Here is a 25,844-nt window from a genome sequence, read left to right as displayed (position 1 = left end):
AATCAAGACTACTTTAAGTGTGCCAAATACTGCCCATAGTCGTTTTTCAGCATGGGTTTTGCGAGTTCAAGTAACTGTTCAGCGGTTAACCAACCATTGCGATAGGCAATCTCTTCAAGACACGCGACTTTAAGGCCTTGAACATGCTCAATGGTTTGCACAAAGGATGAGGCTTCATGCAGGCTCTCATGGGTGCCGGTATCTAGCCAAGCAAATCCACGACCGAGTAATTCTACATTTAACTCACCCGCATTAAGATACATCTCATTAAGGGTGGTGATTTCAAGCTCACCACGGTGAGAAGGTTTAACTTGCTTTGCTAGTTCAACCACTTTGTTGTCGTAAAAATAGAGTCCAGTCACCGCATAATTGGATTTTGGTTTTAGTGGTTTTTCTTCAATAGAAATCGCCTTCATCTCTGCATCAAATTCCACCACGCCAAAACGCTCTGGGTCTTTCACTTGATAACCGAAAACAGTTGCCCCTGTTAGTCGGCTCGCAGCATTTCTCAGGGTTTTGCTGAATGATTGGCCGTAGAAGATGTTATCGCCCAGCACCAAACAGACTGCATCGTTGCCAATAAAATCTTCGCCAATAATAAAGGCTTGCGCCAAGCCATCAGGGCTAGGTTGTACTGCAAATTGCAAGCGGATACCAAAATCGGAGCCATCACCTAATAAGCGTTTAAAGCTTTCGTTATCTTCTGGGGTAGTGATAACCAATATATCGCGAATGCCCGCTAACATAAGCGTAGATAAAGGATAATAAATCATTGGTTTATCATAAATTGGCAACAGTTGTTTTGACACACCTCGAGTGAGTGGATACAACCGTGTACCTGAACCGCCGGCTAAAATAATTCCTTTCATTTAAAAAAAAGTTCCTAATTAAATAGGCTCTAGGTAAAAACTAGGCCTTTAAAATAAAGTTGTTAAAGAGATTAGATGCCTAAACGCTCACGCTGATAGGTGCCGTCTTGAACATGTTGGCACCATTGTTGATTAGACAGATACCATTCAATGGTTTTACGCAGGCCAGTCGCAAAGGTCTCTTGTGGTTGCCAGTTTAGCTCAGCACTCATTTTGGTCGCATCGATTGCATAGCGGCGATCGTGGCCAGGCCTATCTGTGACATAGGTGATTTGATCTGTATAAGGCGTGGCTTTAGGGACTAATGAGTCCAATATGCTACAAATAGTTTGCACCACTTCTAGGTTTTGTTTCTCGTTATGCCCACCAATATTGTAGGTTTCGCCGACTTTGCCTTCGGTGACCACTTTGTATAGTGCGCGGGCATGGTCTTCGACATATAACCAATCGCGGATCTGGTCGCCTTTACCGTAAATGGGTAATGGCTTGCCTTCGAGGGCATTTAAAATCACTAAGGGAATTAATTTTTCAGGGAAGTGATACGGACCATAGTTATTGGAACAATTAGTCACAATCGTCGGCAGGCCATAGGTACGCAGCCAAGCGCGAACTAAATGGTCGCTAGAAGCTTTAGAAGCAGAATATGGGCTGCTAGGTGCATAAGGCGTGGTCTCGGTAAATAGAGGCAGCTCTTGATTGACTGCTTGTCCTTCTTGTTCATCTGGATGTGGCAAGTCGCCATACACTTCATCTGTTGAAATATGGTGAAAGCGGAATGCTGATTTACGCTCAGCATCAAGTTGCGTCCAATATTGGCGGGCGGCTTCGAGTAGCGTGTAAGTGCCTACAATATTGGTTTGAATAAAATCTGCAGGGCCGGTAATTGAACGGTCAACATGGGACTCTGCCGCCAAATGCATTACTGCGTCAGGTTGGTGTTGTGAAAAGACTCTATCAAGCTCAGCGCGATCACAAATATCTACTTGCTCAAATGTGTAGCGCTCACTTGCCGCCACGCTCACAAGTGATTCTAAATTGCCTGCATAAGTCAATTTATCAAGGTTAATGACGCTATCTTGAGTGTTGTTGATGATATGACGAACGACTGCTGAGCCAATAAAACCTGCGCCGCCAGTAACGAGTATTTTCATTATTTACTACCAATAATTGTTGAATGTAACCATTTATATGGTCAATAAAGGGGGACAAACAGAGAAATTTTTCACATTTTTATCTCAGCCTTCAAAACCAAGCTGAGACACTTTTCATCCATTTTGAGACAGCTATATCTTAGCCATCTCTTGTAAAGCCTAAGTTTTACTGCTTTTCCTTAAACAGTCCCAATAGGCCCTTTTTTTTTTTTTAAATCTCTAGTTTTGTTCTTTTCTCATAAAATGCCTTACCAACACTATCATTACACCTAACATGCCGCCGAGCATGGTGCCTAAAACGCAAATTAATGCACGTTTGGGTTTGGCCTTTTCCTCAGGCGCTAATGCGGGATCGATAGTTTTAAATACGTATTCATCGCGAACTTCGGCAAACATGATGGTTTTTGCCTGCTCTTCAATCAATTTGTAAAGTACAGTTTTAATATCGGCGACATTGGTTAAGGCGATTTGTTGATTTAAAAACTCAGTACTCCGGTGTGCTTCAGCGACATCGCGCTCTTTCATCACTTTATTAATATCTTGGATTAACCAAGTGACCCATTGCTGGGCAACGGTTGGCGATAAATGCTCTACTGAAATGGTCACCATGCCAGATTCTTTATCTTTATTAACTGCGATGATTTTACTGAATTCTTTATAGGCCTCTTGCATTGATGGCTCAGGTTTAAATGGCGCTTTAACTTCACGCACCCAAGTATTGGTTTGCTCGTTATATAGCTCAGGGTCGTAGATAATTTTATCCGTATCCCTATCCCATTTTTTTGCGGCCATTAAATCGGCAAGTATATTGTGCTTTTGAATAAAATCACTGGTAAATTGGCGAGATTTTAATACTTCAATCGCAAGCTGGGTTTTATCAGTACCACCTTTACCGCCGAGGTTAACCCCAGCAAGGCTGGCTAAACCACCAAACTGCGATGCCAAGGCACTTAAGCCACCGCCCTGCTCCTCTGATGCTGGCGCCAACAAAGCTTCGGATTTATAGATATTGGGTTGCAAAATAGCAAAGGCGACAGAGGCAATCGCAAAAACAGCGGTTACGGCAATAATGAGCCATTTACCTTGCCAGATGACGGCAAAAAGCTCTCGAAGATCGATTTCGTCGTCTTGCACTTGAGGAAACCTGGCGTCGGATTGGTATGTATTTGGATTTTGAGTAATTTGTGTATTCATTGATTCTTCAGATTCTAGATTCTAGTACGCTGCGCGGCGAGAGCGCTGCGCTTCTATAAAGGCAAAAAGCTTAAAGCAGAGCGGGCTGCGCCCTTATAGAAAGAGCAGAGCGTCGCTTCGCGACTTCTAGATTCTAAAGCCACGTAGTGGCGTTCTAGAGGCCGAAGGCCATTCTAGAGCAGTGCTCTTTGCTGCGTTCTTCTTAGCTTTTACTCTTACTTTGCTTTTGTTTGATAATTGCACCTAAGATTTTGGCTAATTCTTTTGCTTCTTGAACCATAAGTAACGTGGGTTCCTTTGCCAAATATCCAACTTCAATACCTATATAAAGTTGGGTGACTAGCTCTCCTAGAGAGCCTTTGGCATAGTACAAAAAGCGAATTTGATCTTTTAGTGTTTCACGCTCTTCACCCTCAGCAATATTTGAAGGGACAGATAATCCTGAACGGGTTATTTGATCTTTAAAACCCCAATTACTTACTGATTCTGTCACTTGATATATTTGACAAGATAATCTCGAAGCTCGTTTCCAAACATCCAGTTGTTCGAATCGCATGAGAGCTCCTTTCAGTCGCGAGAATCGAGGAAAAGCAGAGCGTCGCTACGCGACTTCTAGATTCTAGAGCCACGCAGTGGCGTTCTAGAGCAGCGCTTTTTGCTGCGTCCTAGCAGTTGCGAAGCAACGCCCTAGATTCTTGCCACACCGTGGCGTTATATCCCCGATATCGCGGATACAGCCACAGCGGTGTTATAGATAATGCCGGTCACTTGCGTCCATAGCGTGAGGTTATCTTTGTATTCGGTATCTAATGGTACAACGATAGTGTCGCCTGGCTCCATTGAGCTGCCACCAGTAAACCACATTGAAGATTCTGGCATTTGTACCGCGCCATCGGCTTTTAATATGTAAGTACGTGATTCATCAGCACGTTTACGCGGGCCACCGGATAAGGCTAAGTATTGCTCATAGGTTAAACCCGGTTTATAGCGATGAGTACTTGGGTGTTGTACTTGGCCCATAACTGATACGGTTTGGTTAGTTGCTGGAATATAAAGAGTATCGGCGTCTTCTAACATTAAATTGGCACTTTCGATGCCTAATTCAATGGCATTAATATCAACGACTAAACGGCCAACGGTTTTTACATTTTCCAACTGATTTAACATCATTTGAGCGTCGTTATAACCCACTGTTGGAGTATCTTTGGTCAAGGCTTTAGCAGCAATCTCTCGGCGCAGTTCGTCGGCAAGTTTGGCAATCTCTTGCTGTTCTTTTTCTTGGATAGATTTACGTAAAAAGACTGCACTACGTGGTGCGGCATCACTTGTCATACCGCCTGCTCGGGCAAGCACCTCTTTTAAGGTTTCGCCGCGCTGGATGCTGTAAGTACCAGGGAATTTAACTTCACCCTTGATAGTCACCCAGCGGGTTTCTTGCCAGTCAGGCAACGTACGTACAGTTAAGATGTCACGGCTTTGCAGTTTAATATTGGCGGCAGGATCATTTTGCATAACGCGATCTAAGCTTAACTGCACATGCTCCACTGTGACACCATTTTGCTCTGACACTTGCTGGCGAGTCAGTTCAGCAGATAAAGTGTATGCACCTTCTTCTAAACCACCTGCTGCAATGAGTAATTCTTTAACATCCGCATTAACCGTTATTGGATACTGCCCAGGGAAGCGAACATTTCCATTGATATTGACCAGTTTGGCGGCATCACCAAAACGGCTTTGCTCTTTTAGCTTTTTAATGATGGGCTTAAGCAGCTCTTCACGGTCGGCATAGTCAAATACGATGACTGAATCCCGTGGTTTTAGCGGAATGTTGTAATGGGATTTTGGTTCTCCAATGGCACGGCCAAGATTAATCCGCTCAACTTCAATATCGCCGCGTTGGTTGATCTCTCGAACGAGTAGACTGTAATCCAAGTCGGCGGAGATGGTTAGATCCCCCCAAATTGAAGGCAATAAGTCAGCAACGGTTAAACCGTTAGTCCATTGATATTTACCAGGGCGAATTACCGCACCAGCAAGGGTGATTGCATTATCAATACGGCTTGAGGCTGAGCGCACATTGAGTAGATCGCCATTTTTAGCCAGCGTGCTTAGGCCTGAGTTTTCAGTTAAATCAACGGTAACAACAGTTTTTACCGCATCACGACTATAGCGCTCGATAGTACTGGCTTTGGGATAAGCGCCAGGATTTAAGCCACTGGCCATGTTAATCACATCTGCCATGGTCTCGTTATTTTTAAGCTCGTAAATCGCAGGGCGACGCACTTCACCAATCACGCTAACGGTGCCACCCGCTGATGGAATAAACACTACATCGCCAGATTGCAAGCGCATATCACCTGAAGCATCGCCACGCAGCAATAAATCATACAAGTCTAAACGGCCAATAGTGTTACCTGAGCGCTTTAATTGGATATTACGCAAGCTACCAATTTCATTTACCCCACCAGAGATAAACAAGGCTTGAGTAATTGTTGATAGACTCGATACGGTGTAAGAACCTGGTTTATATGCGTCACCGGCCACAAAAATTCGGATTGAACGCAACTCACCCATAGTGATGTTGGACTCAATACCTATCATGCTTTGGCTGATTTTTTGCTGTAATAATTCACGTGTTTCAGCAAAGGTTAAACCAACAAGTGAAATTGGGCCCAAATTCGGGAATTGCACTGCGCCATCGCGGCCAACAGTTAATGTAAACTGATTGTTTTCTTTACCAAAAAGTTGCACGTTTAAGGTATCACCAGGGCCCATCATATATTCTGCGGGCACTGGCACATCTGAAACGGGGGCAAAGGTACTGGGTGAGCCCGCAAAAAGATCGTAGCCAAAGCGTTTTAGCTCATTTTCTTTTTTGCTTTCAATTGCTTCGACATTCGCTTCAGTTTTAGTTGCCTGATTAAGCTTATCGTCTTCTGATTGATCAACGACACTGTTACCGTTTTCCGTTCGTGGCGTCACCACGGTTGGATTTTCAACAACCGTAGCGGCTGGTGAGGCTCCAGTTATCATTGACGGATCAATACCGTACTGGCGAGCTAAACGTTCTTGCTCTGACTTAGGTAATTGCTTGAATTGTTCAATCATCTGCGGAGAGGGCGTAACGGCTTGCGCCTGAGTGCCCATCAATATCGTGGCACTTAAACCCACTATGATGAATTTTTTGATTTGTTGTAACACCAGATATCTCCGATTGGGTTAAAGATGGAAAACAATGATACAGCAGAGCGTCGCTACGCTCCTTCTAGATTCTAGAGCCACGTAGTGGCGTCCTATCAGTTGCGAAGCAACGTCCTTCTTTTCTTTCAGACACGCTAACGATTATTCCGTATATCCATATACTCCACCCTGAGGGCTTGCTAAAGCAATTTTGAAGTGTTCCTGACACTTCTATCGCGTGGCGGCCAGAGGCCTTATTCAGTGCATCCAGCACTTCATCCTTCGGATCAGCTAACGCTGTTAATAATTGTTCCAGACAATTATTAACAGCGTTAGCTTAACGAATGAAACTATTCATTCGATGCCTTTCAGGCACGCTACCGCCCATAGATTGCGGCCTCTATATTGCCCTTCGCGCTGCGAATATTCTAATTTTTCAAAAGGTTAAAGATTTTAGGATGACGAGATTTTACCTACCATCAATCTAAAGTCATTAAAGTCTAAAGCCATTAAAGTTTACGATTAACACATCAAGTACTCTATGTGATTCAATAAACCAAAGGCCAATACTTAGCGAAAATCTAAAACCTCATACTGCTACAACATAAAAACCAAGTAAAACTTTAGTTGTACAAACAGGTTTTGGCGACTTAAATGAGTCGCAAATTGTACTGCTAAACCACTACATTGCTTGTTTAATAAACGGGCACATAAATTGTTTTTGGTTACTTATTGTGCAAAACCTGTTTTGATAAACAATGTAAAAACAAATAAATCATGTAAAACACTGAAATAAAATAAATTTTTTATTCCGGCTTAATATTACTTAAAATCAAAAAACTCAATCTATAGCAAATGTCCTACACGTCTCTAAGCAAAGATCCTACTTAGCAAAGTGAACTCATTAACAAATCACACTCGTTCAACTGAGTGTTCTGGTACAGATAAGGTGTTGATCTGCCCCATAATATTAAATAAAACATGGCAACGTTTGTTTGGGCATTTTTCTTGAAAAATACCTTCTAAATCAACAAATGGACCGTCTTTAAAGCGGATTTTTTCCCCTGTTTTTAGTTCAAATTCGCTGTCTAAAACAGATTGGGAAGGCGTTAATTCTTTCATGCGAATAGCGTGAATGACTCGGTCATCAATGGGTGTCATTCTTTCCTGACAATTGACTATACGACTCACACCGCGAGTAGAGTGGACCTGCTTAACGCTAGTTTGGCTTGGGTCAAAATTGATAAACAAATAATTTGGAAATAAAGGCACACGACAGATCCGCTTCTGACCGCGTTGAGATTTTTCTTCAGAGACCATTGGCAAATATGTCTCTAAATTTTGAAGAGCTAAATTTTGTTGTGCCCTCGCTTCACTACGAGGTTTACAGTACAAAAGGTACCATGCCTTCATCGATTAATCTCACTACCCTATGTTAAGTGACGTCCATTCACGGGTCGCAATCATAACAAAGTTGTCAAGACGGATGGAAGCAGTTTTTTGCCTTAAAACCCTTGCTGTTCGGTATCTAAACAAAGTGCCGATATATTAGGAAAATCAACATAAATCGATATTTGGTGGCGAGTTGCAGATAATCTCACCAGTTAGCAAGTCAAAATTGACTTTAGTGACTTTTAAAGGGTATATAAGGTGGGAATTTTAGCGAAAATATCCTAATTAACGCTTAAAATATTACTTTTATTATAAGAACGTAACAATAACTCATACTTAAATCTCAGCAATTCAACAATTTACTCATGCTTTTAAGCTAGAGCTAAATATCGAATTGACTCAAGATAAATGAGAAGAGCAACAATCATTTTTCTGTGGTGACATCATCCTGTTTCAGGGGCGCCACAGGCAATCACGAGCTTAAGGTGGAAACTTCATGAGCGTAGCAAAACCACAAGGGACAATGCTTGGCCATCCCAAAGGTCTGTTCCTACTGTTTACAACAGAACTCTGGGAACGTTTTAGTTATTATGCAATGCGTGCCATTTTGGTACTGTACTTAGTTGATAAAGTGCAAAGCGAAGGTGGACACGGTTTAGGTTGGAGCCAAGCTGATGCCATTTCGTTATATGGCACCTTCACTGGGCTTGTTTATTTGACCCCACTTCTTGGTGGTTGGTTAGCCGACACCTTTCTGGGCCAACGTCGCGCCATTATGATTGGCGGTACTTTAATGGCGGCTGGTCAATTTATTTTAGGTACGCCCCATGCTTGGGTGCCTGGGATGGAAACCGAAGTATTCTACGTCGGCTTAGGCACGTTAATCTTAGGTAACGGCCTGTTTAAACCGAATATTTCTACTATGGTGGGCGATCTGTACCAAGAAGGAGATCACCGCCGTGACGGTGCTTTCACCATTTTCTATATGGGGATCAACGTTGGTGCTTTCCTCTCAGGTATTATCGTAGGCTCAGTAGTTGCCGCTTATGATGGTAATTTCCAAGCTGGTTTTATCTGCGCAGGTATCGGTATGATCCTGTCGTTAATTATCCAGCTTGTGTTTGCACAAAAGTTACTTGGTGATATCGGTAGAACTCCTGCTGCTAAGCTTGAAAAGCAAAAAGCAGCAGAAAAAGGAGAAGTCCGTAAAGAACCACTGACGAAGGTTGAACGTGACCGTATTAAAGTCATCATGGTGATGGGTTTATTTACTATTATTTTCTGGGCGGGCTTCGAGCAAGCTGGCGGCCTGATGAACTTGTTCACTAACGACTTTACCGACCGTATGATCGGCACATGGGAAGTACCAACCACTTGGTTCCAATCCTTAAACGCAATGTTTATCGTTATTTTTGCTCCTGTTGTTGCTTCGATTTGGGTACGTTTAGGTAAAAACGAACCTAACTCCCCGATTAAGTTTGCTTTAGGCTTAGTGCTGTTAGCCGTTGGCTTCTTATTTATGATCGGTGCCGTTGTCGAAATGGGCGGTGACGCTACAGCTAAATCAAGCATGTGGTGGTTGGTTGGCGCTTATTTCTTCCATACCATGGGTGAACTTTGCTTGTCGCCTATTGGTTTATCTATGGTCACTAAGTTAGCTCCACTTCGCATCGCTTCGTTAATGATGGGTTCTTGGTTCCTCTTTGTGGCTGCTGCTAACAAAATTGGTGGTGTGGTGGGTTCCTTTATTGGCCATGGCGGCGAAAAAGAAGAACAACTTGCCAATGCAATGGCTATCTTCTCGGGTATTGCAATTACCGCAGCACTTTCTGGTGTGATCTTATACTTTATGGCTGACAAATTAGTCGATTGGATGCACGGTGCGGAAAGCAAGCATCACAATGAAGCAGAAGCATTAGAAGATGAAATTGCGGTAACCGCTGAACACGAAGCTATTAAAAGATAACGCAGCTAGAAGCTAGGACGCAGCCAAATGCACTGCTCTAGGGTGCTTCGCTGCGAGAAAAAGCAGACTGGGCTTCGCCCAGATAGAACGCTTCTACCATCCTGAATAATTCAATATTCGATAAAAACGCTGCAGAAATGCAGCGTTTTTTATTGCTTTGCTCCCAAAACACGTTGAGGTTAGAGATGGGATGTTTCGCACTCTGACAAATTAGAACATGGGTGCTAGGTTCTAGGTGCTAGGTGCTAGGTGCTAGGTGCTAGGTTCTAGGTGCTAGGTTCTAGGTGCTAGGTTCTAGGTGCTAGGTTCTAGGTTCTAGGTGCTAGGTTCTAGGTTCTAGGTGCTAGAGTCTAGGCTTCTCGAGCTACGCAATGGCCTAGCTGTAGCGCTTTTGGCTGCGTCCTAGCACCTTATCTTCTTATAAACTTAATTGAATAAAACCACCCGCAGGCAAGTTTGAATTGTAGACTAATCCTTTAAATTGATTATCTAATAACTGCTGCTTATGTTCAGGCTCATTGGTTGCGATACAAAGTTGCTCCTGGGGCAGAATCGTTCGAAACTGAACACTCGGTTTACCCCAATCTAATACCCCTAGTGGTAAACTTTCTGAAATAGCCAATGGACTTAAGCCTTTGTCATTACGCAAATAGCACCTCAGTCCCTTGCCTGCTAGGGCAATGGCAGCACGATAACGTGTTAATTCGATTGCGACATAAACAATATCTACTGTGATATCCAAACCGGACTTTACCAAACGCTCATTCAAGTAGCTCAGCATATTGAACGGCTCGATAATGGTTTTACTCTGACCACTTCGATAACTTTTCAGCTTTTGGTTGACAAAACTGCGTAGCAAAACACAAGCAAACGCCGCGCGATTGTCTTCGGGATAGAGGTGGGCCATATACATAATCAAATGATCACTGCCCACCATTGTTGAGTCAATAAAGTAGCTACTGATATCACTGCTTTTAAATAAGCTGTAATCAACTTTGGCGGCGGGATAACTGATATTTGAAGCAGGGAAAAGTTGCTGCTGAACTTGCTTAGCCGCTTCAACACTTTGTTCTAATAAGGCTAAATTATCATTCAACTCTTGGTGAGATAAAGCATCAAAGTCTGCCTGAGTAATATCATCGGGATGATTTCGCTGCAGCCCTTGTTGAATGGCTTGCTCGATAATAAAGAGATCGGCAACAGGTTTAACCAAATAATCACTCGCACCGATGCGCAGCGCCTCGACAACATCCGCCATAACATTGTTACCTGAAATAACAATAGAAGGCACTAATGGCTCTAACCTGCTCATTTCCTTAAGCATATCTAAGCCACCAAGCTTTGGCATACTCAAATCGGCAAGTATGATATCGAAACGTTGTTGCTTGAAATGAATCAGCCCCTGCTCTCCATCGCCAGCCTGCACTACCTGTGCACCGCGACCATTTAGAAAGGTAGCAACGATTTGCCTGAATACTGGGTCATCTTCAACCCACAGAATTGAAACACCATTTAACGCCATAAAGATTCCCGCGTAACGTTTACTGCAACAGCAATCATTCAATGATGACATGGGAAGAATCATTTATACGGCATTGGCTTGGCTGCATATTCATGCCTGCAGCCAAGTTAGCGCATGAGCTTACTCAAGTTCCTGCATGTACTGGTCGAGTAACTCATCATCTTCTTGTTTTTGAGGAACATTGCCATCATAGACCTTATAGTCCATGTGTTGTAAGTACGCATCTTTCACGAAGGCATAGGGATCGAGCGCATTATCAACAAGTCTTTCCTGGTCAATTGCCGAGGCTCTAGCATGTAAGCTTTTAAGGCCCCATTTAACCACGGATTGCCACACTGTGAGTTCAGATAGTGGAAAGTATAGACCATCAACCCAATCTGATGCGAGTTCACGAACAACATATGGACCAGCAAAGGGTGCCATAAAATAGGGACCATTAGGTACACCGTAATAGCCCAACACTTCGTTAAACTCGTCCTGCTTACGTGGCATTCCCATCATATCAGCCACATCAATAACGCCTAGTAACCCTATCGTCGTGTTAACCGTAAAACGACCACCCGCATTCGCCGCCCAACCCCATTTGCCTTGCAATAAGTTGTTTACCACGCTGCTGGGTTCTTCCAAGTTTTGCACAAAGTTATTAATCCCTGTTTTAGCAGGCAACGGGATATAATCGTTATAACCATGTGCAACTGGCCGGTATAGGTACCTATCGAGAAACAGATAGTTAAAGTCCCACATGGCCCGGTTGAACCCTTCAAAGGGATCTCTTGGATCTTCGTAAGTAATTTTTACAGCTGAAGCCCCGTCCTTTGGAGTGCTATCGGGTACGGCTACCTCTGCGCCATAAACCTTGGGCAGTAATGCAAAGCCTAAAAGTACCCCTATCCATTTCAACTTCATATTGCTCTCTTAAATAAATGTACTGCCGAGTTCACGAGTTTTCGTTAAAGTGACCATCAACAAGTGACGATAAAAGATTAGTCATCCGAGTCGTATACTAAGTATGACAGACAAAATGCCACTGACTTTACAAAGCGCATAAGCATACTTGGCAAAACAGTTTGGTCAATTGTTAATTTTTTAAATAACGCACCGCGAGTTATTCCAACAAAGGTTTAGTATGGAGTCGATTCCACTTAGTCAGATTACCAACGCACCATTAATCACTTCAGGGACTCAGAACACTGCCCTGAGCACCAATGCGCGTCCTATTCCCGCTGAAGTCCAACTATCTCCTGAAGGCGATAGTATTATTCTAAACGGTACAGAATATAATTTAAAGCTCGTTAATGCTCAGCAGCGCCAAGCATTAATTATTGCTAGTCAATTTTTAGTCAATCAAGTCGTGAATAGCCCCACTGAATCGAGTGCTATGACACAAACCTCGCAACTGATTGCCTTGGGTTCGACAGTCAACCTTAAGCTCCCAGAAGCGATCACATTACTTGCACAACAAAATGGGATTTCAGAGACAAAATTATACGCTCTCTCTGCCCGCCCACAGGGCTACCCCCTCCCTAATGTCATTACTACTGCAAAAGAATTCCAATTTACGAATGGAACTGTTGTGCCACAGGATCCAGGAACACGACTTAATGCGGGTGAATATCAAGCAAAAATTACCCTTTTACAAGGGAAACCTATTTTAGTGTTGACCCCAATACTGAGCAAACTCGAAATCCAAATTGGCGCTCCGATAAATGAAACTCAGCTTCCCATTATTGACAAGCAAGCGAGTCATGTTGTGATAAGCAAAATGGAACCCGTTCAGATTATTGCGAGTTTTTTACGGAAACTTGAGGGCTTAGTCCCCCAAACGGATAGCACTGCTGCAAAAGTAAATACGTCTAGCACCCAAGGTGGATCAATTTCCGACATAAAAATATCCCAGACTCAAACGGGTTCTATTGCGGATGAAGTGACATCCGTAAAAAACTCACCATCCAAGATTGCTATTAGCGTCAATTTACAATCCACTACTGAAGTAAAGCTGACGACAGGACAAACTACCAATCAACAAATTGATCCCAAAACGGCTATTCCTGAACCTAAGGCACTGACTAAAGATGCAAGCGCATCGGATGTAAAAAATACCGTAACGGCATCAAATACTTTGCAAAGTCAACATGCAAAATCGGACTTTAGCAGCTTACAGACTAAACCACAGGTCCTCGCTAATGAGTTAGCGATGACCAAAAATTTGTCCAGTAATGAAACACCGCTAAATCTTAAAACCCCATCAGACTCGTTAGGTGCTGATAAACAAAATAAGCTCAACGAAGCCAATATCAATGTTAATCAAGTGCTTCAAAAAGCCTTTACCAAGGCCGGTGCTCTCCCCATCGAGCAGATGGTCTCTCGAGCTAGCACAAACTTAGCTGCCGAGCTGTTAAAACATCTGCCTCATCTAGGCCCACATCCTTTAGGCCAATTAAGCGATCCAAACGAACTAAAAGACAGCATCCTTGGTCTCGCAACCTTAAATTTAGCAACGCCGCAGCTCGGTCAAGCCTCAATGCTATTCAATGCGGGAGCCATTAGCTCATTGTTTCAGTTGTTATTGGGGTTTATGGCAAATAATGCTAATAGTAAAATGAGTGCTAAATTGGCTGATTACTTAGAGCAACTCCAAACTAAAATCGGATTATCTAACCACCAGCTGGGACAATTTAGTAAAGCTGGCGGCCTAGAAAGCATGGTACAACTAGCTTCAAGCCTACAGCTTTATCAACAAGCCAGTAGTGAAAATAATGGCAATTTAGTGTGGTTTTTTGCCCTTCCCTATGGGATTAATCAACGTCATGAACAATTAGAAGGTAAATTCGAGCGAGAAGCCGATAGCGATGAACAGCAACATCATAAAGGCTGGAATTTACAATTGAAGTTTAATCTCGCCCAGGGTCCATTACTGATATCGGCACGTTTTCACCAACAAGTACTAGATATTCAGTTCAAAGGTGACAGTCAGTCATTACTTCGCCGAGTAGATAACTTTCTGGCTCCACTGGGACAAAAACTATCGCAATTAGGATTTACACCGGGTGAATTATCCACCCAATTAGCACCAGTTCCAGCAACATTGCTGCCTGGTGATCATTTTCTTGTGAAAACAAGAGCATAATTAAAGAGTCTATCTATGGCGGAAGAATATAAAACCCAGCAAGCTGTTGCCTTGAGTTATGACGGAAAACATGCGCCTAAAGTAGTCGCATCGGGTGAAGGGCTAATCGCTGACGAAATTATCGCTCTAGCAAAAGCCTCAGGCGTTTATATTCACCAAGATCCGCACCTGAGTAACTTTCTTCGATTGCTTGAATTAGGCGAAGAAATTCCAAGAGAGCTGTATCTGCTTATCGCCGAATTAATCGCATTTGTGTATATGCTGGACGGAAAATTCCCAGAACAATGGAGCAATATGCATAAGAAGATTGTTGATAAGGCTTAAAGCAAAGGTGGCTAGCTCCTAGAGCCACAACGTAGCGTTCTAGAGCAGCACTTTGCTGCGGCCGAGAGTCACGAAGTGCGTCCCAAATTATTCGCCTATTTACGGTGTAAACGAATTAACAACTCAGCTTCAGCTTTAGGCAATTCACACTCTTTGATTAGCTCATCTACACCGGCTCCGAGGGCCACCATCTTCATCGCACGCGTATAAAGCTTTGCTTGGGGATCCTGTTGAGTAGATTCTTCAATGCGTTCAGATTGTTGATGTAAGCGTTTTTCAAGCTCAATCACACGACGTCCCATACCAATGGTACCGCTTCGAAGCTCCTGCATTTCACGCTTAAAGCCCTCGCGCTGACGATCGCCCTCTTTCACTAATACGGTTAACGCTTCAACTTTACTGCGCAACTTACTTAATTGTTTCTGAAGGTAAAGAACTAAACCTAAACACGCAATCACATAAACTAAGGCTGCGATTAAAAATTCATCGCCCATTCATCATCCCTACGCATCACAATCAGCTGAAATCAGCACCGACTCATCAAGTGGCATTCTAAAAGAGTAAATTAAAGCCAAATGAATCGTTCGCATAACAAAAAGCAAAGCGGCAGATAGACACTATCTGCCGCCTCCGATGAATATTTAGAGTTGATTTAATTCAGCCCACTCTTCATCGGATAATAGTTTGTCTAAATCAACTAAGATCAATAACTCATTATCACGATTGCTAACGCCTTGAATAAACTTCGCACTCTCTTCTGTACCAACGTTAGGCGCGTTATCAATTTCAGAGCGGCGTAAGTAAACGACTTCAGCAACACTATCGACCAAAATACCAATGACTTGCTTTTCTGCTTCAATGATCACGATACGTGTCGAATCATCCACTTCTGCTGATTGCAACCCAAAACGTGAGCGGGTATCAATAACAGTAACCACATTACCGCGTAAATTGATAATCCCTAAAACATAGTGTGGTGCACCAGGTACGGGAGCAATTTCGGTGTAACGCAGCACTTCTTGCACTTGCATGACATTAATACCATAAGTCTCGTTGTCTAACTTAAAGGTAACCCATTGCAATACTGCATCATCTTTACTTGCAGCCACGGCTGCGACATTTCTTGTATCTTTCATGTTTACCTCAACCAATGGAGTCCTGACAGCCTAAACCCGCATCAAGCATTTCAACTAAGGCTTGTACGTGCAAAATGCCACACATTTGTTCTTTAACCACACCAGCTAGCCAAGGACGTTTCCCTGCTTTGCTGCGCCAATTTACTTGCGATTTGGTAATTTTTACTGCATTAAGCAGGGACTCACAAGCTAATCCCCAATTACTGCCCTCTAATAATACAAGATATTGATAATTTACCGATTGCGCCAGTTTATCTGTGTATTTTTCTGGCATAACCCACGCACAGGTATCCACTAGATTTAACTGTTCTTCTCGATGAGTTTGTACACCAAGGAACCAAGAAGGACGACCAATAATATGATTAATCCGTTCTACTTTGACGATACCACCGAGACTGACTAATGGAACCGCTAACGTCAACCCAGCTACCTTAAAGAATAGTACTTGAAACTCATCATCGAGTACTTCTTGCAGATCTTTTGTCACACTTGGAGGCGCAAAGCCGACTTGAGTGTCAGGCACAGTCGATAAGTTATCGACTTGCGTCGGCGCAACATCCGCAGTCTCATCAACTTCAGCAACCGTTATTGCAACAGGTTGCTTGGGTGCTGGTAAAGGTTGCTCGATAACCTCCGTTGGCTTATCAACAACTGTAGCTTCCACTTTTAGGACTGGCGCAAGCAGGCGCTCTAGCGACTGTTTATTCACTAACGGCTCAGCACTCTCCTTAGAGGAGACAGTAACAATGCTTTTTGCCCGAATAGGTTGTACTTCAGGTTCTGGAGTAACTTTAACATCCGCTTTAGACCGCTCATGCTCTGCCAAAATGGCATTATTGAGCTGCTGAGTTTCCGTTTTTTTACTGCTATCAAAAGCGGTCGCAACATTTTCTTGAGATTTAATGGGGGAAGCACCAAAGGCACTATCGTCTTCGTGCAATAATAATTCAAAAAAATCAAAAACAGTTTCATCAACCGATTTTGACATGGCCAAACTCCCCAGCTAAAAGAAAATCTAATAATCTTTCATAGGCCTTTACACCACGACAACCACTTGCATAATGGGAGGCGGGTAAATGCGCTAAACTTGCGTCTCTAAACTTAGTATCTACAGGAATAACATCACGCCATAGACTCTCACCATACTGTTCACTCAACACCTGCAACGCAGCAGGAGATGCCTTAGTACGCTTATCAAACATGGTTGGGACTACGGTATAACTGTAACGAGTCTTCTTTGACCGCCCCATGATTTCCATAGTTTTGACCATGCGCTCAAGCCCTTTAATCGCTAAGAACTCTGTTTGCACAGGAATGACAATATGTTGGCTCGCGGCTAACGCATTTACCATCAGCACACCTAAGACAGGCGGGCAGTCGACGATGGCAACATCATATTCATCAGCAACAAGGGCAAGCAAATTACGCAAGACAAGTCCCATGCCTTCTTGATGGCCTAAAGCTCTATCCAGTGTTGCTAGCGCCATAGTCGACGGTAATAAATCTAAACCATCCACCAAAGTTGGTACGATATGCGATTTAACCAGCTCTTTTGTAAGATGATTGTGCGCAACAAATACATCAAAAAGAGAACCAGGCACCTCTTCTGAGTCAATCCCAAGGTAGTAACCGAGTGAAGCATGAGGATCGGTATCAATCATCAAGACGCGCTTCCCCCGTTTAGCGAGGGCTCCCGCTAAACTTGCTACCGAAGTGGTTTTACCGACCCCACCTTTTTGATTCGCTATGGTCCAGACTTTCAAAGCACTGACCTCTTAAATGTTGATTCTGTGCCATTTATAAGTGGAATGATTACGCGGCCCACCACGTTACTCTTCTTCCCTTGTCGTGACTCTTATGCCACCGTTAGGCAGACTTATCACCTTAACACCGTCGGCATTTTCCGAAATCACCACAGGAACTTGAGTCGACTCCTGTCGAACCTCTGTTGTCAATGCTGCTTCATTTTGCAAACGCAAAGAGACTGATGATTCAGCAGGTGACTGAGAGGATAACTGTTGTTTATCCATCTCAGGCACTTTTTCAAGTAAAGGCGGAATATTATTACCATCCGCCGCTGGCATTTCAGGCCCAAGAGTCACTGCATTATGTTCACCAGGCGCCACCATTTTTAGCATAGCCTTAGTTTGTTCTGGATGTGTGGCAAGCCAATCAGCAATGACCTTAGCTTGCTCATCAGGCACCATGAGCACGACTTGGGTCGATGCTAAGCGTTTAACATCAGCAAGCAATTTTACGTTTTTTCGATGATAATCGAAACTTAAGGCACCAAGACAAACGATCGTCATCATCATTAGCACCATAATAAGCACAATATTTGTGCTTATCTGTGACTTGCTACTAGCCACGTGCAGACTCTTTTAAAATCGATTCAGCCATGTGCTCCAGTGAAATGGATTGAGTGGCAATTCCCGCACTGGCCACTGCTTGAGGCATGCCATAAACGACGCAACTCGCTTCATCCTGCGCCCAAATGGTCGCACCGGCAGCTTTAAGCATGCGTGCTCCTTCTCGGCCGTCAGCTCCCATTCCAGTTAACACTACAGCAAGCACATCTCCACCGTAGGCTTTTGAGGCTGAAGCAAAAGTGATATCGACACAAGGCTTATAATTCATTTCAGCACTACCAGCGAGCACTTTTATTCGGCCTGTGACGCCTGTACGCTCTACCATCATCTGCATTCCACCTGGCGCTAGATACGCACAACCTGGACGCAAAATATCGCCATTTGCCGCTTCTTTTACCTCGATTTTACATAAACCATTTAAACGATTTGCAAATGCTGGGGTAAAAGCGGCTGGCATGTGTTGGATCAGCAAAATAGGATGCGGATAATTTGCTGGAAACTGAGTCAAAATTTTCTGTAAAGCGACAGGCCCCCCCGTCGATGTACCGATTAACAATAATTTGTATTGCTTACCACTAGCACGAATGGACGATAAAGGTGACGTGCGCACTGGTGCAGGTGCATTTTGAACAGGAGTGGCCACATTCCCTAATACCGAGCCAGTGCTTGGTCTTGGGGGAATTGGGGCAACGCTAGGGCGCGCCACTGGACGGAAAATTCGACGACGACCAAGAGCCTTGACTCTTTGCTGCAATAACAAAATCGCTTCATCTTTATTGGTCGCGATATCTTCAAAACGTTTAGGTAAAAAATCTAACGCACCCGCATCTAGGGCGTCTAAGGTGGCCTTAGCGCCATCATGGGTTAATGATGAAAACATCAGAATCGGGGTTGGACACTTTGCCATGATTTCACGGACGGCGGTGATACCGTCCATGACAGGCATTTCAATGTCCATAGTGATTACTTGGGGATTAAGCTCAGCAGCCATCTTCACCGCTTCAGCCCCGTTAGCAGCCGTCGCGATCACTTCCAGTTCAGGATCTTGATTGACTATTTCACTAACACGTCGTCTAAAAAAGCTTGAGTCATCAACGACTAATACTTTAATGGCCATTCCATTCCTTAACTTGGGAACTAACTTTTATTTTTCGCATAATGCTTTAATAACCCAGGAACATCCAAAATGAGCGCAATACCACCATCGGATGTAATCGTTGCCCCAGCCATACCTGGCGTACCGTGCAACAAGGCTCCCAGTGGCTTAATCACCACCTCTTCTTGGCCAATCAGTGCATCCACAACAAAACCTATCTGCATCATACCTAACTGCACTATCACAACATGACCATGTTTCTTGTCACCATGTTTGAAGGTAGTTTTATTTCGATGCAACCAATGCTCTAGATAGAAGAGCGGCACGGCCTTGTTGCGAACGATGACAGTGAGTTGTCCGTCAACAATATTGGTTTTGGTAAGATCGAGATGAAAAATCTCATTAACACTGGATAAAGGTAATGCAAAAACTTGTTTCGCAACATCAACCATAAGTGTTGGCATAATTGCCAAAGTTAACGGCACTTTAATCTCAAGTATGGTGCCTTTGCCTTTCATCGAGTCAATATGCACAGTACCGTTGAGTTGGGTGATACGGGTTTTAACCACGTCCATTCCCACGCCACGACCAGAGATATCTGAAATCTCGACCTTGGTCGAAAAGCCTGGGGCAAAGATCAAGTTATAAGCTTCATTGTCCGTCATACGCGCAGCGGAATCTTCATCCAACACGCCACGTTTAATGGCAATTTGTTTTAACTTTTCAGGATCCATACCTGCGCCATCATCTTCGATTTTTAGCAGAATATGGTCACCCTCTTGGCTTGCCGATAGAGTAATCGTCCCCGTCCTGGGTTTACCAGAGGCTTCACGGTCATTTGGCATTTCAATACCATGGTCGACCGAGTTACGGACCAAGTGCACTAAAGGATCCGCCAGCGCCTCAACTAAGTTTTTGTCAAGGTCTGTTTCTTCACCAACCAACACTAAATCAATTTCTTTATTGAGCGTACGGGCTAAATCACGAACAACGCGAGGGAAACGGCCAAAAACCTTTTTAATAGGCTGCATACGGGTTTTCATGACCGCGCCTTGCAAATCAGCAGTCACTAAATCTAGATTCGCGAGCGCCTTAGACATCTCTTCGTCATCACGACTAATGCCCAAACTCACCAAACGGTTACGTACTAATACTAGCTCTCCCACCATATTCATGATTTGGTCGAGTCGTGCAGTATCTACGCGAACGGTCGTTTCACCTTGAGGAACATTTGCTGATGCGGCAGCGGCAGCTTTAACAGGAGCCTTCTCGGCGAGCGCAACTTCGGCCTGAGGTTTAACCGCTGGAGTGGTTACAGGAGTAACACTGGCTTTAGGCACAGCAGGAGCCGCAGCAGATGTGGCAGGAGTAGGAGCTGGTTTCGCAGATTCCACTTTTGCAACAGCTTTAGCTGGTGCCCCACCTTTTCCATGAAGTTCGTCGAGTAAACGCTCAAATTCATCGTCAGTAATTTCGTCTGAATCGACAGCAACAGCAGTTGGTGTTGACACTGGCACAGCAACAGTTTCAACCTTAGGCTGAGGTGATATAGGTGTATCTACTTTGCCATTAAATTTTCCTGAACCATGAAGCTCATCAAGCAGGGCTTCAAACTCATCGTCAGTGATATCATCACCCGAGCTGGTAGCTTGTAGTACTTTGGGCTTGGCTATATTTGATACAGAGGGAGTTGACGCAGTGGGTACTGCCACAACATCAGCATTAGTAGTGTTAGTCACACCGGGACCTTTTCCACTACCGTGCAGTGCATCAAGCAAAGCCTCAAACTCCGCTTCATTAATCTCATCAATACTTGAGTTTGAAGAACTCACAGCCTCAACAGGCATCTCTTCAACTGCGACAACGTCAACAACAGTTTCAATAACGGGTTCGGGCTCAGCAATAGATTGAGGCTCTGACGCAGTTTGTCCTAATTCTGACGGCAGAGGCTCACCAGAACTAAGTAACTTTAATTTTGCAAGTAATGCAGCATCAGCAGGATCTTGTTGCTCTCCCTGCTGGGTTTGAGCAAACATGGTGTTAATCGCATCAACAGCCTGAAGAATAATATCCATTAATTCTGCTGTGACACTGCGCTTGCCAGTACGCAATAAATCGAATGTGTTTTCTGCCTCATGGCAGACATCAACCATAGGAGTCAAACTTAGGAAACCTGCGCCGCCCTTTACGGTGTGAAACCCCCTAAAAATGGCATTTAGCAAGTCAGTATCATCAGGATTATTCTCAAGGGCAACAAGCTGCTCTTGAAGCAACTCTAATATTTCCCCCGCCTCGATTAAAAAGTCCTGGAGTATCTCTTCATCTACATCAAAGGCCATCAAATTGACTCCCAGTTAGAAACCCAGACTCGATAGCAGATCATCCACTTCGTCTTGACCTGTTACTACATCTTGACGAAGCTCGGCATTCATTATCGGCCCTTCAGCTTCAATATTATTTTTCTGAGTAATCTGACTCTCAATTATTGGCTGCTCACCAAACACCGTCAGCATAGACACCAGATTACTTTCAACTTCCATCACTAGATCGATTACCCTGCGGATCATTTGTCCAGTCAGGTCTTGAAAATCCTGCGCCATCAATATTTGGTTGAGCAATTCGCGTAATCGGTTTGAGTCCAATTCACTTCGCGACATCAAATGCTGAACGTTATGGCAAAGCACCTTAAAATCACTGAGGGCAATTTCACGACGCATTAATTTGTCCCACGATGGCATCACTTGTTGGATGTTCGCGGTTAATGCATTCGCTAACGGCAAGCACTCCTCAACAGCATCCATAGTCTTATTTGCAGCTTGTTCAGTCATGTCAATGACATAACTTAGCCGTTCCTTAGCATCGGGTATTTCTGTATTGGCTAACTCAACTAACCGATTATCGATTTGGAAATCCATAAGAGCGCTATGCAATTGGCGAGTGAGTTTGCCTACCTCATCAAAAAGTTCCCTCTGAAGAGGAGCTGCCAGTTCTCTTAATAAATCATCAGCTTGATTTTGTTCATTCGCGCTTAACAGTTCGACTAAACGCTGAGCATGCTCGAGCGTGATGAGCCCTGATGTATGTGACTTCATAGCTCATCCCTGCTTAAGCGAGTCGTTCAAATATTTTATCTAGCTTCTCTTTCAATGTTGCTGCGGTAAAAGGCTTTACCACATACCCATTCACACCCGCTTGTGCAGCAGCAATAATTTGTTCACGTTTTGCCTCGGCAGTGACCATTAATACCGGTAGATGCTTCAAGGAGTCATCGGCCCTAATGGCTTTAAGTAAATCGATACCCTGCATGCCTGGCATATTCCAGTCTGTAACGACAAAATCAAAATCGCCTTTTTGCAACATTGGCAAGGCGGTTGAGCCATCGTCCGCTTCCTGGGTGTTGTTAAAGCCCAAGTCTCGCAACAAGTTCTTGATGATACGTCTCATTGTCGAAAAGTCATCAACGATGAGAATCTTCATATTCTTGTCCAAGGTTTCCTCCGGTGAGCTGACATTCAGTGCTCAATTAATAATTATACTTATGTCCAATGCTTGAGTTTGCCTTTGAGTCGCAACATTGCCTGACTTAATATCTGGCTAACACGCGATTCGCTTACCTCAAGAATGGCGCCAATCTCTTTTAAATTCAATGCTTCATCGTAGTATAACGATAGCACTAGCGCGTCCCTTTCGGGCAATAATTTTATCGCCTCAACAAGTGCAGAATGAAACTGGGTTTCTGCCAAGACCTCAAACGTACCATCGCTAACATCATCACTTGTAGTGAGTATATCCTGTGATACGCCTAAGTCTTCTATCCCTATGATTTTACCAACAGAAACATCGTTAAGAATATGATGGTACTCATCGAGCGTCATATCAAGTTTTTCTGCAATTTCTGTGTCGCGCGCATCACGACCTAGCACTTGCTCTAATTCATCAATAGCTTGGGCAACTCGACGATTATTTCGGTGGACAGAACGAGGAACCCAATCGCCACGGCGGATTTCATCCAACATGGCGCCACGGATCCTTATGCCGGCGAAGGTTTCAAACTTTGCACCTTTACCGCCATCAAACTTAGATGATGCTTCTAATAATCCCATCATCCCCGCCTGTAGCAGGTCATCTAACTGCACAGAGGCAGGTAATCTGGCGAGCAAGTGATGTGCAATTCTTTTAACCAACGGTGCATACTGTTCAACGATTGACGTTTTATTGTCTAAACAAGTATACGCTGCGGCTTTATTCACTCGTTTTTTCCTCTTGAAAATCTGGTCGTTGAACTAAGCGCTCAACGAAAAACTCCAAATGCCCACCAGGTTGCTGTGGTACTGGCCAGCTCATAATTTTATTCGCTAGGCCTTGATAAGCAATTGCAGCGGGAGACTTAGGATAAGCTTCAACCACTAACTTTTGCTTGCGAACCGATTTACGCAAATTTTCATCAAATGGAATGGTCGCAACTAATTCAAGTGCCACGTCCAAGAATCTGTCGGTCACTTTACTGAGTTTAGCAAACAATTCCATACCTTCGCGTAAACTACGCACCATATTTGCAACAATTTTAAAGCGGAAGACGCCGTGTTCACGGCTGAGGATTTTGATTAATGCATAGGCGTCAGTAATAGACGTTGGTTCGTCACAAACAACAACCAACACATCCTGTGACGCACGGGAGAAACTGAGTACCATGTCAGAAATCCCCGCGGCAGTATCCACGATGAGAATATCAAACTGGGTGCGCATCTCACTGAAAGCACGAATTAAGCCCGCATGTTGCGCAGGACTTAGCTCTACCATGCCCTGAGTACCCGATGTGGCTGGCACAATCCCAATACCTTTAGGCCCCCGGACAATAATGTCATCTAACTCAGCATCGCCAGACAATACATGGGAAAGGTTACGTTCAGCACGGATCCCTAACATGACATCGACGTTTGCTAAGCCAAGGTCAGCATCAAGCACTAAGACACGCTTGCCCTTCTCGGCTAATGCTACGGCAGTATTGATGGATACGCTGGTTTTACCCACACCACCTTTACCACCCGTAACCGCGATTACTTTCACTTTTTCGTTATAGGGTTGATTCATCATACGTAAACCACTTGCTTGATCCAGGGTCATAACTCTACTCAAATGCACAGGTCATATTATCTGACCACGCTGTGTCTGGTAACGATTGTTGTTCTGTGTTTTCTAAGGCCGCTAATGCTTGCTCAGCGAGCATCAAAGTATCAGCAACTTTCATATCTTCGGGCACTCGCTGCCCATCCGTAACATAACTTAATGGCAATCCACTTTGGATCAACACACTTAATGCGCCCGCTAAAGACACAGATTCATCAAGTTTGGTGAGTACAACACCAGATAAGGGAATGCGTTTAAAGTGATTTACAGCATCTTGCAGCACGCGGCGCTGTCCTGTGGCAGACAGTACCAGATAACTGCGGATAGGTATTCTGCTATTTGCAGTTAAATTATCAAGTTGCTGGTAAAGCCGCATATCTCGTTGGCCCATACCCGCGGTATCTATCAATACTAGCTTGCGATTTCTAAACTGATACAGAATTTGCTCTAGTTCAGCAAGGTCATGGGCTTGTTTGACTGGGCAGCCCATGATTTTGCCATAGGTGGCCAATTGCTCATAGGCGCCAATACGATAATGATCTGTGGTAATCAATGCCACTTGGTCAGCACCATGGTGAGCAGCAAAGCGTGCGGCCAGTTTAGCCAAGGAAGTGGTTTTCCCCACACCAGTGGGACCAACTAATGCCACAACACCGCCTTGCTTAACAATATCATCACCTTGATTATCAAGCATATTCGCAAGACTTTGCGGCAGTGCACGAACTAATTCTGCAGGAGTATAGTGTTGGCTCAGCGCAGCTAATTTGTTTGCCACCGCTGGTGAAAACTCGGCCTCCAACAACTTTGACTCCAGCATGGCACCGACAGGGTCGATACGCTTTTTATGCTCAGTCATCAATGCTGAAACCTGATGGGTCAACAAATTACGTAAGGATGATAACTCGTCGCGCATGGCTTCAAGATCGGCATTTTGCTTTTGCGAACTCTGTGACTTTTTATCGAAGGGATTGCCCATATCATGGCGCTCAGCTTTAGGCGCAGCTGCGGTGGCTTGTAATCCTTTAGCCCATGCAGGAAGCTCAGCATCTTGTTGTTGATGCGTGAGCTGTTGGTTTAAACGATTTTGTTGCTTCTCAAGCAAGGCTTGGAGTGAGTCCGCTGGCGCCGAGGGTTTTAGCTTAGTTTCAGCGCGGATAGGCGCTTTGGCACCGAGCGAAACTAAGTCATCACTCACATCCATAAAGGTCGGAGTCGCAGCAGGCGCTTTCGCTTTTGGCTCGTCGTAGTCAACGGCAGCGACAATCTCAATACCGCCGTTCACCTTTTTATTGGACATAATCACCGCATCGGAGCCGAGCGTGTCCTTCACTTGGGCCAGTGCAGCACGCATGTCTTTGGCAAAAAAACGTTTAATCTTCACTTATGCGTCC

At 44.1% G+C, this 25,844-nt stretch carries 23 protein-coding genes; 3 read left to right on the top strand and 20 right to left on the bottom strand.

Annotated elements, in window-relative coordinates:
- Positions 1-8: 8 nt before the first annotated feature.
- From rfbA to rfaH, 6 genes are all read right to left on the bottom strand, one after another.
- Complete coding sequence (gene rfbA, locus IEY09_RS14490) at positions 9-869, bottom strand: glucose-1-phosphate thymidylyltransferase RfbA (protein ID WP_188871598.1); 861 nt, start codon at positions 867-869, stop codon at positions 9-11.
- Positions 870-940: 71 nt separating this feature from the next.
- Positions 941-2,020 carry a dTDP-glucose 4,6-dehydratase gene (rfbB, locus tag IEY09_RS14485; protein ID WP_188871596.1) on the bottom strand — a complete coding sequence of 360 codons (1,080 nt, stop codon included), beginning with the start codon at positions 2,018-2,020 and terminating at the stop codon, positions 941-943.
- A 219-nt stretch (positions 2,021-2,239) separates the two neighbouring features.
- The gene (locus IEY09_RS14480) at positions 2,240-3,214 is read right to left on the bottom strand and encodes a Wzz/FepE/Etk N-terminal domain-containing protein (RefSeq protein WP_188871594.1); all 975 of its coding nucleotides are present in this window, start codon (positions 3,212-3,214) and stop codon (positions 2,240-2,242) included.
- Positions 3,215-3,416: 202 nt separating this feature from the next.
- Positions 3,417-3,770 carry a four helix bundle protein gene (locus tag IEY09_RS14475; protein WP_037424719.1) on the bottom strand — a complete coding sequence of 118 codons (354 nt, stop codon included), beginning with the start codon at positions 3,768-3,770 and terminating at the stop codon, positions 3,417-3,419.
- 155 nt (positions 3,771-3,925) lie between these two features.
- Complete coding sequence (locus IEY09_RS14470; RefSeq protein ID WP_188871592.1) at positions 3,926-6,415, bottom strand: SLBB domain-containing protein; 2,490 nt, start codon at positions 6,413-6,415, stop codon at positions 3,926-3,928.
- An 891-nt stretch (positions 6,416-7,306) separates the two neighbouring features.
- Complete coding sequence (gene rfaH, locus IEY09_RS14465; protein WP_037424726.1) at positions 7,307-7,807, bottom strand: transcription/translation regulatory transformer protein RfaH; 501 nt, start codon at positions 7,805-7,807, stop codon at positions 7,307-7,309.
- A 475-nt stretch (positions 7,808-8,282) separates the two neighbouring features.
- On the opposite strand from rfaH, the gene IEY09_RS14460 reads away from it, so the two are divergent.
- Positions 8,283-9,752, top strand: a complete 1,470-nt coding sequence (locus IEY09_RS14460; RefSeq protein ID WP_037420415.1) for a peptide MFS transporter — start codon at positions 8,283-8,285, stop codon at positions 9,750-9,752.
- A gap of 418 nt (positions 9,753-10,170) precedes the next feature.
- Here the strand turns inward: IEY09_RS14460 and IEY09_RS14455 are convergent, their stop codons facing one another.
- Entirely contained in the window at positions 10,171-11,274 is a 1,104-nt protein-coding gene (locus tag IEY09_RS14455; protein ID WP_037424734.1) for a response regulator, read from the bottom strand.
- Positions 11,275-11,394: 120 nt separating this feature from the next.
- Positions 11,395-12,180: an MlaA family lipoprotein gene (locus tag IEY09_RS14450; RefSeq protein ID WP_037420409.1), complete on the bottom strand. Its 786-nt coding sequence runs from the start codon at positions 12,178-12,180 to the stop codon at positions 11,395-11,397.
- 220 nt (positions 12,181-12,400) lie between these two features.
- On the opposite strand from IEY09_RS14450, the gene IEY09_RS14445 reads away from it, so the two are divergent.
- Positions 12,401-14,401, top strand: a complete 2,001-nt coding sequence (locus tag IEY09_RS14445) for a hypothetical protein (protein WP_188871591.1) — start codon at positions 12,401-12,403, stop codon at positions 14,399-14,401.
- Between the two features lie 15 nt (positions 14,402-14,416).
- Positions 14,417-14,725, top strand: coding sequence for an EscU/YscU/HrcU family type III secretion system export apparatus switch protein (locus IEY09_RS14440; protein ID WP_188871589.1), 309 nt, complete (start codon positions 14,417-14,419; stop codon positions 14,723-14,725).
- Positions 14,726-14,820: 95 nt separating this feature from the next.
- Here the strand turns inward: IEY09_RS14440 and IEY09_RS14435 are convergent, their stop codons facing one another.
- The 12 genes from IEY09_RS14435 to flhF form a co-directional block, all read right to left on the bottom strand.
- Entirely contained in the window at positions 14,821-15,219 is a 399-nt protein-coding gene (locus IEY09_RS14435) for a DUF2802 domain-containing protein (protein WP_037420401.1), read from the bottom strand.
- A 147-nt stretch (positions 15,220-15,366) separates the two neighbouring features.
- The gene (locus IEY09_RS14430; RefSeq protein ID WP_011073088.1) at positions 15,367-15,861 is read right to left on the bottom strand and encodes a chemotaxis protein CheW; all 495 of its coding nucleotides are present in this window, start codon (positions 15,859-15,861) and stop codon (positions 15,367-15,369) included.
- Positions 15,862-15,868: 7 nt separating this feature from the next.
- The gene (locus IEY09_RS14425) at positions 15,869-16,849 is read right to left on the bottom strand and encodes a chemotaxis protein CheW (protein WP_188871587.1); all 981 of its coding nucleotides are present in this window, start codon (positions 16,847-16,849) and stop codon (positions 15,869-15,871) included.
- The gene (locus tag IEY09_RS14420) at positions 16,833-17,624 is read right to left on the bottom strand and encodes a ParA family protein (RefSeq protein WP_069453224.1); all 792 of its coding nucleotides are present in this window, start codon (positions 17,622-17,624) and stop codon (positions 16,833-16,835) included. The genes IEY09_RS14425 and IEY09_RS14420 overlap by 17 nt, the downstream gene beginning before the upstream one ends.
- A gap of 66 nt (positions 17,625-17,690) precedes the next feature.
- Positions 17,691-18,209 (bottom strand): membrane anchored protein in chemotaxis locus, encoded by a 519-nt coding sequence (locus tag IEY09_RS14415; RefSeq protein WP_188871629.1) that lies wholly within the window; start codon positions 18,207-18,209, stop codon positions 17,691-17,693.
- A 13-nt stretch (positions 18,210-18,222) separates the two neighbouring features.
- Entirely contained in the window at positions 18,223-19,347 is a 1,125-nt protein-coding gene (locus tag IEY09_RS14410; RefSeq protein WP_188871586.1) for a protein-glutamate methylesterase/protein-glutamine glutaminase, read from the bottom strand.
- A 20-nt stretch (positions 19,348-19,367) separates the two neighbouring features.
- Positions 19,368-21,665, bottom strand: coding sequence for a chemotaxis protein CheA (locus IEY09_RS14405; protein WP_188871584.1), 2,298 nt, complete (start codon positions 21,663-21,665; stop codon positions 19,368-19,370).
- A 15-nt stretch (positions 21,666-21,680) separates the two neighbouring features.
- Positions 21,681-22,418, bottom strand: a complete 738-nt coding sequence (locus IEY09_RS14400) for a protein phosphatase CheZ (RefSeq protein WP_037420388.1) — start codon at positions 22,416-22,418, stop codon at positions 21,681-21,683.
- Positions 22,419-22,431: 13 nt separating this feature from the next.
- Positions 22,432-22,815, bottom strand: a complete 384-nt coding sequence (gene cheY / locus IEY09_RS14395; RefSeq protein ID WP_007649667.1) for a chemotaxis response regulator CheY — start codon at positions 22,813-22,815, stop codon at positions 22,432-22,434.
- Between the two features lie 47 nt (positions 22,816-22,862).
- Positions 22,863-23,576, bottom strand: a complete 714-nt coding sequence (locus IEY09_RS14390; protein WP_037424757.1) for an RNA polymerase sigma factor FliA — start codon at positions 23,574-23,576, stop codon at positions 22,863-22,865.
- A complete protein-coding gene (locus IEY09_RS14385; protein WP_037420384.1) occupies positions 23,569-24,450 on the bottom strand; it encodes a MinD/ParA family protein in 882 nt (293 codons plus the stop codon). The genes IEY09_RS14390 and IEY09_RS14385 overlap by 8 nt, the downstream gene beginning before the upstream one ends.
- A 4-nt stretch (positions 24,451-24,454) precedes the next feature.
- Positions 24,455-25,834, bottom strand: a complete 1,380-nt coding sequence (gene flhF / locus IEY09_RS14380; RefSeq protein ID WP_144375177.1) for a flagellar biosynthesis GTPase FlhF — start codon at positions 25,832-25,834, stop codon at positions 24,455-24,457.
- Positions 25,835-25,844 lie beyond the last annotated feature (10 nt).

The sequence above is a fragment of the Shewanella xiamenensis genome, assembly GCF_014647135.1.
In the GTDB taxonomy this organism is placed as follows: Bacteria; Pseudomonadota; Gammaproteobacteria; order Enterobacterales; family Shewanellaceae; genus Shewanella; species Shewanella xiamenensis.
This window is presented reverse-complemented; position numbering and strand designations above follow the sequence as displayed.

Bases quoted from the DNA above. Each gene is read 5' to 3' on its own strand.
- rfbA (WP_188871598.1), bottom strand. From the start codon at position 869: ATGAAAGGAATTATTTTAGCCGGCGGTTCAGGTACACGGTTGTATCCA.
- rfbB (WP_188871596.1), bottom strand. From the start codon at position 2,020: ATGAAAATACTCGTTACTGGCGGCGCAGGTTTTATTGGCTCAGCAGTC.
- IEY09_RS14480 (WP_188871594.1), bottom strand. From the start codon at position 3,214: ATGAATACACAAATTACTCAAAATCCAAATACATACCAATCCGACGCC.
- IEY09_RS14475 (WP_037424719.1), bottom strand. From the start codon at position 3,770: ATGCGATTCGAACAACTGGATGTTTGGAAACGAGCTTCGAGATTATCT.
- rfaH (WP_037424726.1), bottom strand. From the start codon at position 7,807: ATGAAGGCATGGTACCTTTTGTACTGTAAACCTCGTAGTGAAGCGAGG.
- IEY09_RS14460 (WP_037420415.1), top strand. From the start codon at position 8,283: ATGAGCGTAGCAAAACCACAAGGGACAATGCTTGGCCATCCCAAAGGT.
- IEY09_RS14455 (WP_037424734.1), bottom strand. From the start codon at position 11,274: ATGGCGTTAAATGGTGTTTCAATTCTGTGGGTTGAAGATGACCCAGTA.
- IEY09_RS14450 (WP_037420409.1), bottom strand. From the start codon at position 12,180: ATGAAGTTGAAATGGATAGGGGTACTTTTAGGCTTTGCATTACTGCCC.
- IEY09_RS14445 (WP_188871591.1), top strand. From the start codon at position 12,401: ATGGAGTCGATTCCACTTAGTCAGATTACCAACGCACCATTAATCACT.
- IEY09_RS14440 (WP_188871589.1), top strand. From the start codon at position 14,417: ATGGCGGAAGAATATAAAACCCAGCAAGCTGTTGCCTTGAGTTATGAC.
- IEY09_RS14435 (WP_037420401.1), bottom strand. From the start codon at position 15,219: ATGGGCGATGAATTTTTAATCGCAGCCTTAGTTTATGTGATTGCGTGT.
- IEY09_RS14430 (WP_011073088.1), bottom strand. From the start codon at position 15,861: ATGAAAGATACAAGAAATGTCGCAGCCGTGGCTGCAAGTAAAGATGAT.
- IEY09_RS14425 (WP_188871587.1), bottom strand. From the start codon at position 16,849: ATGTCAAAATCGGTTGATGAAACTGTTTTTGATTTTTTTGAATTATTA.
- IEY09_RS14410 (WP_188871586.1), bottom strand. From the start codon at position 19,347: ATGGCCATTAAAGTATTAGTCGTTGATGACTCAAGCTTTTTTAGACGA.
- IEY09_RS14405 (WP_188871584.1), bottom strand. From the start codon at position 21,665: ATGGCCTTTGATGTAGATGAAGAGATACTCCAGGACTTTTTAATCGAG.
- IEY09_RS14400 (WP_037420388.1), bottom strand. From the start codon at position 22,418: ATGAAGTCACATACATCAGGGCTCATCACGCTCGAGCATGCTCAGCGT.
- IEY09_RS14385 (WP_037420384.1), bottom strand. From the start codon at position 24,450: ATGACCCTGGATCAAGCAAGTGGTTTACGTATGATGAATCAACCCTAT.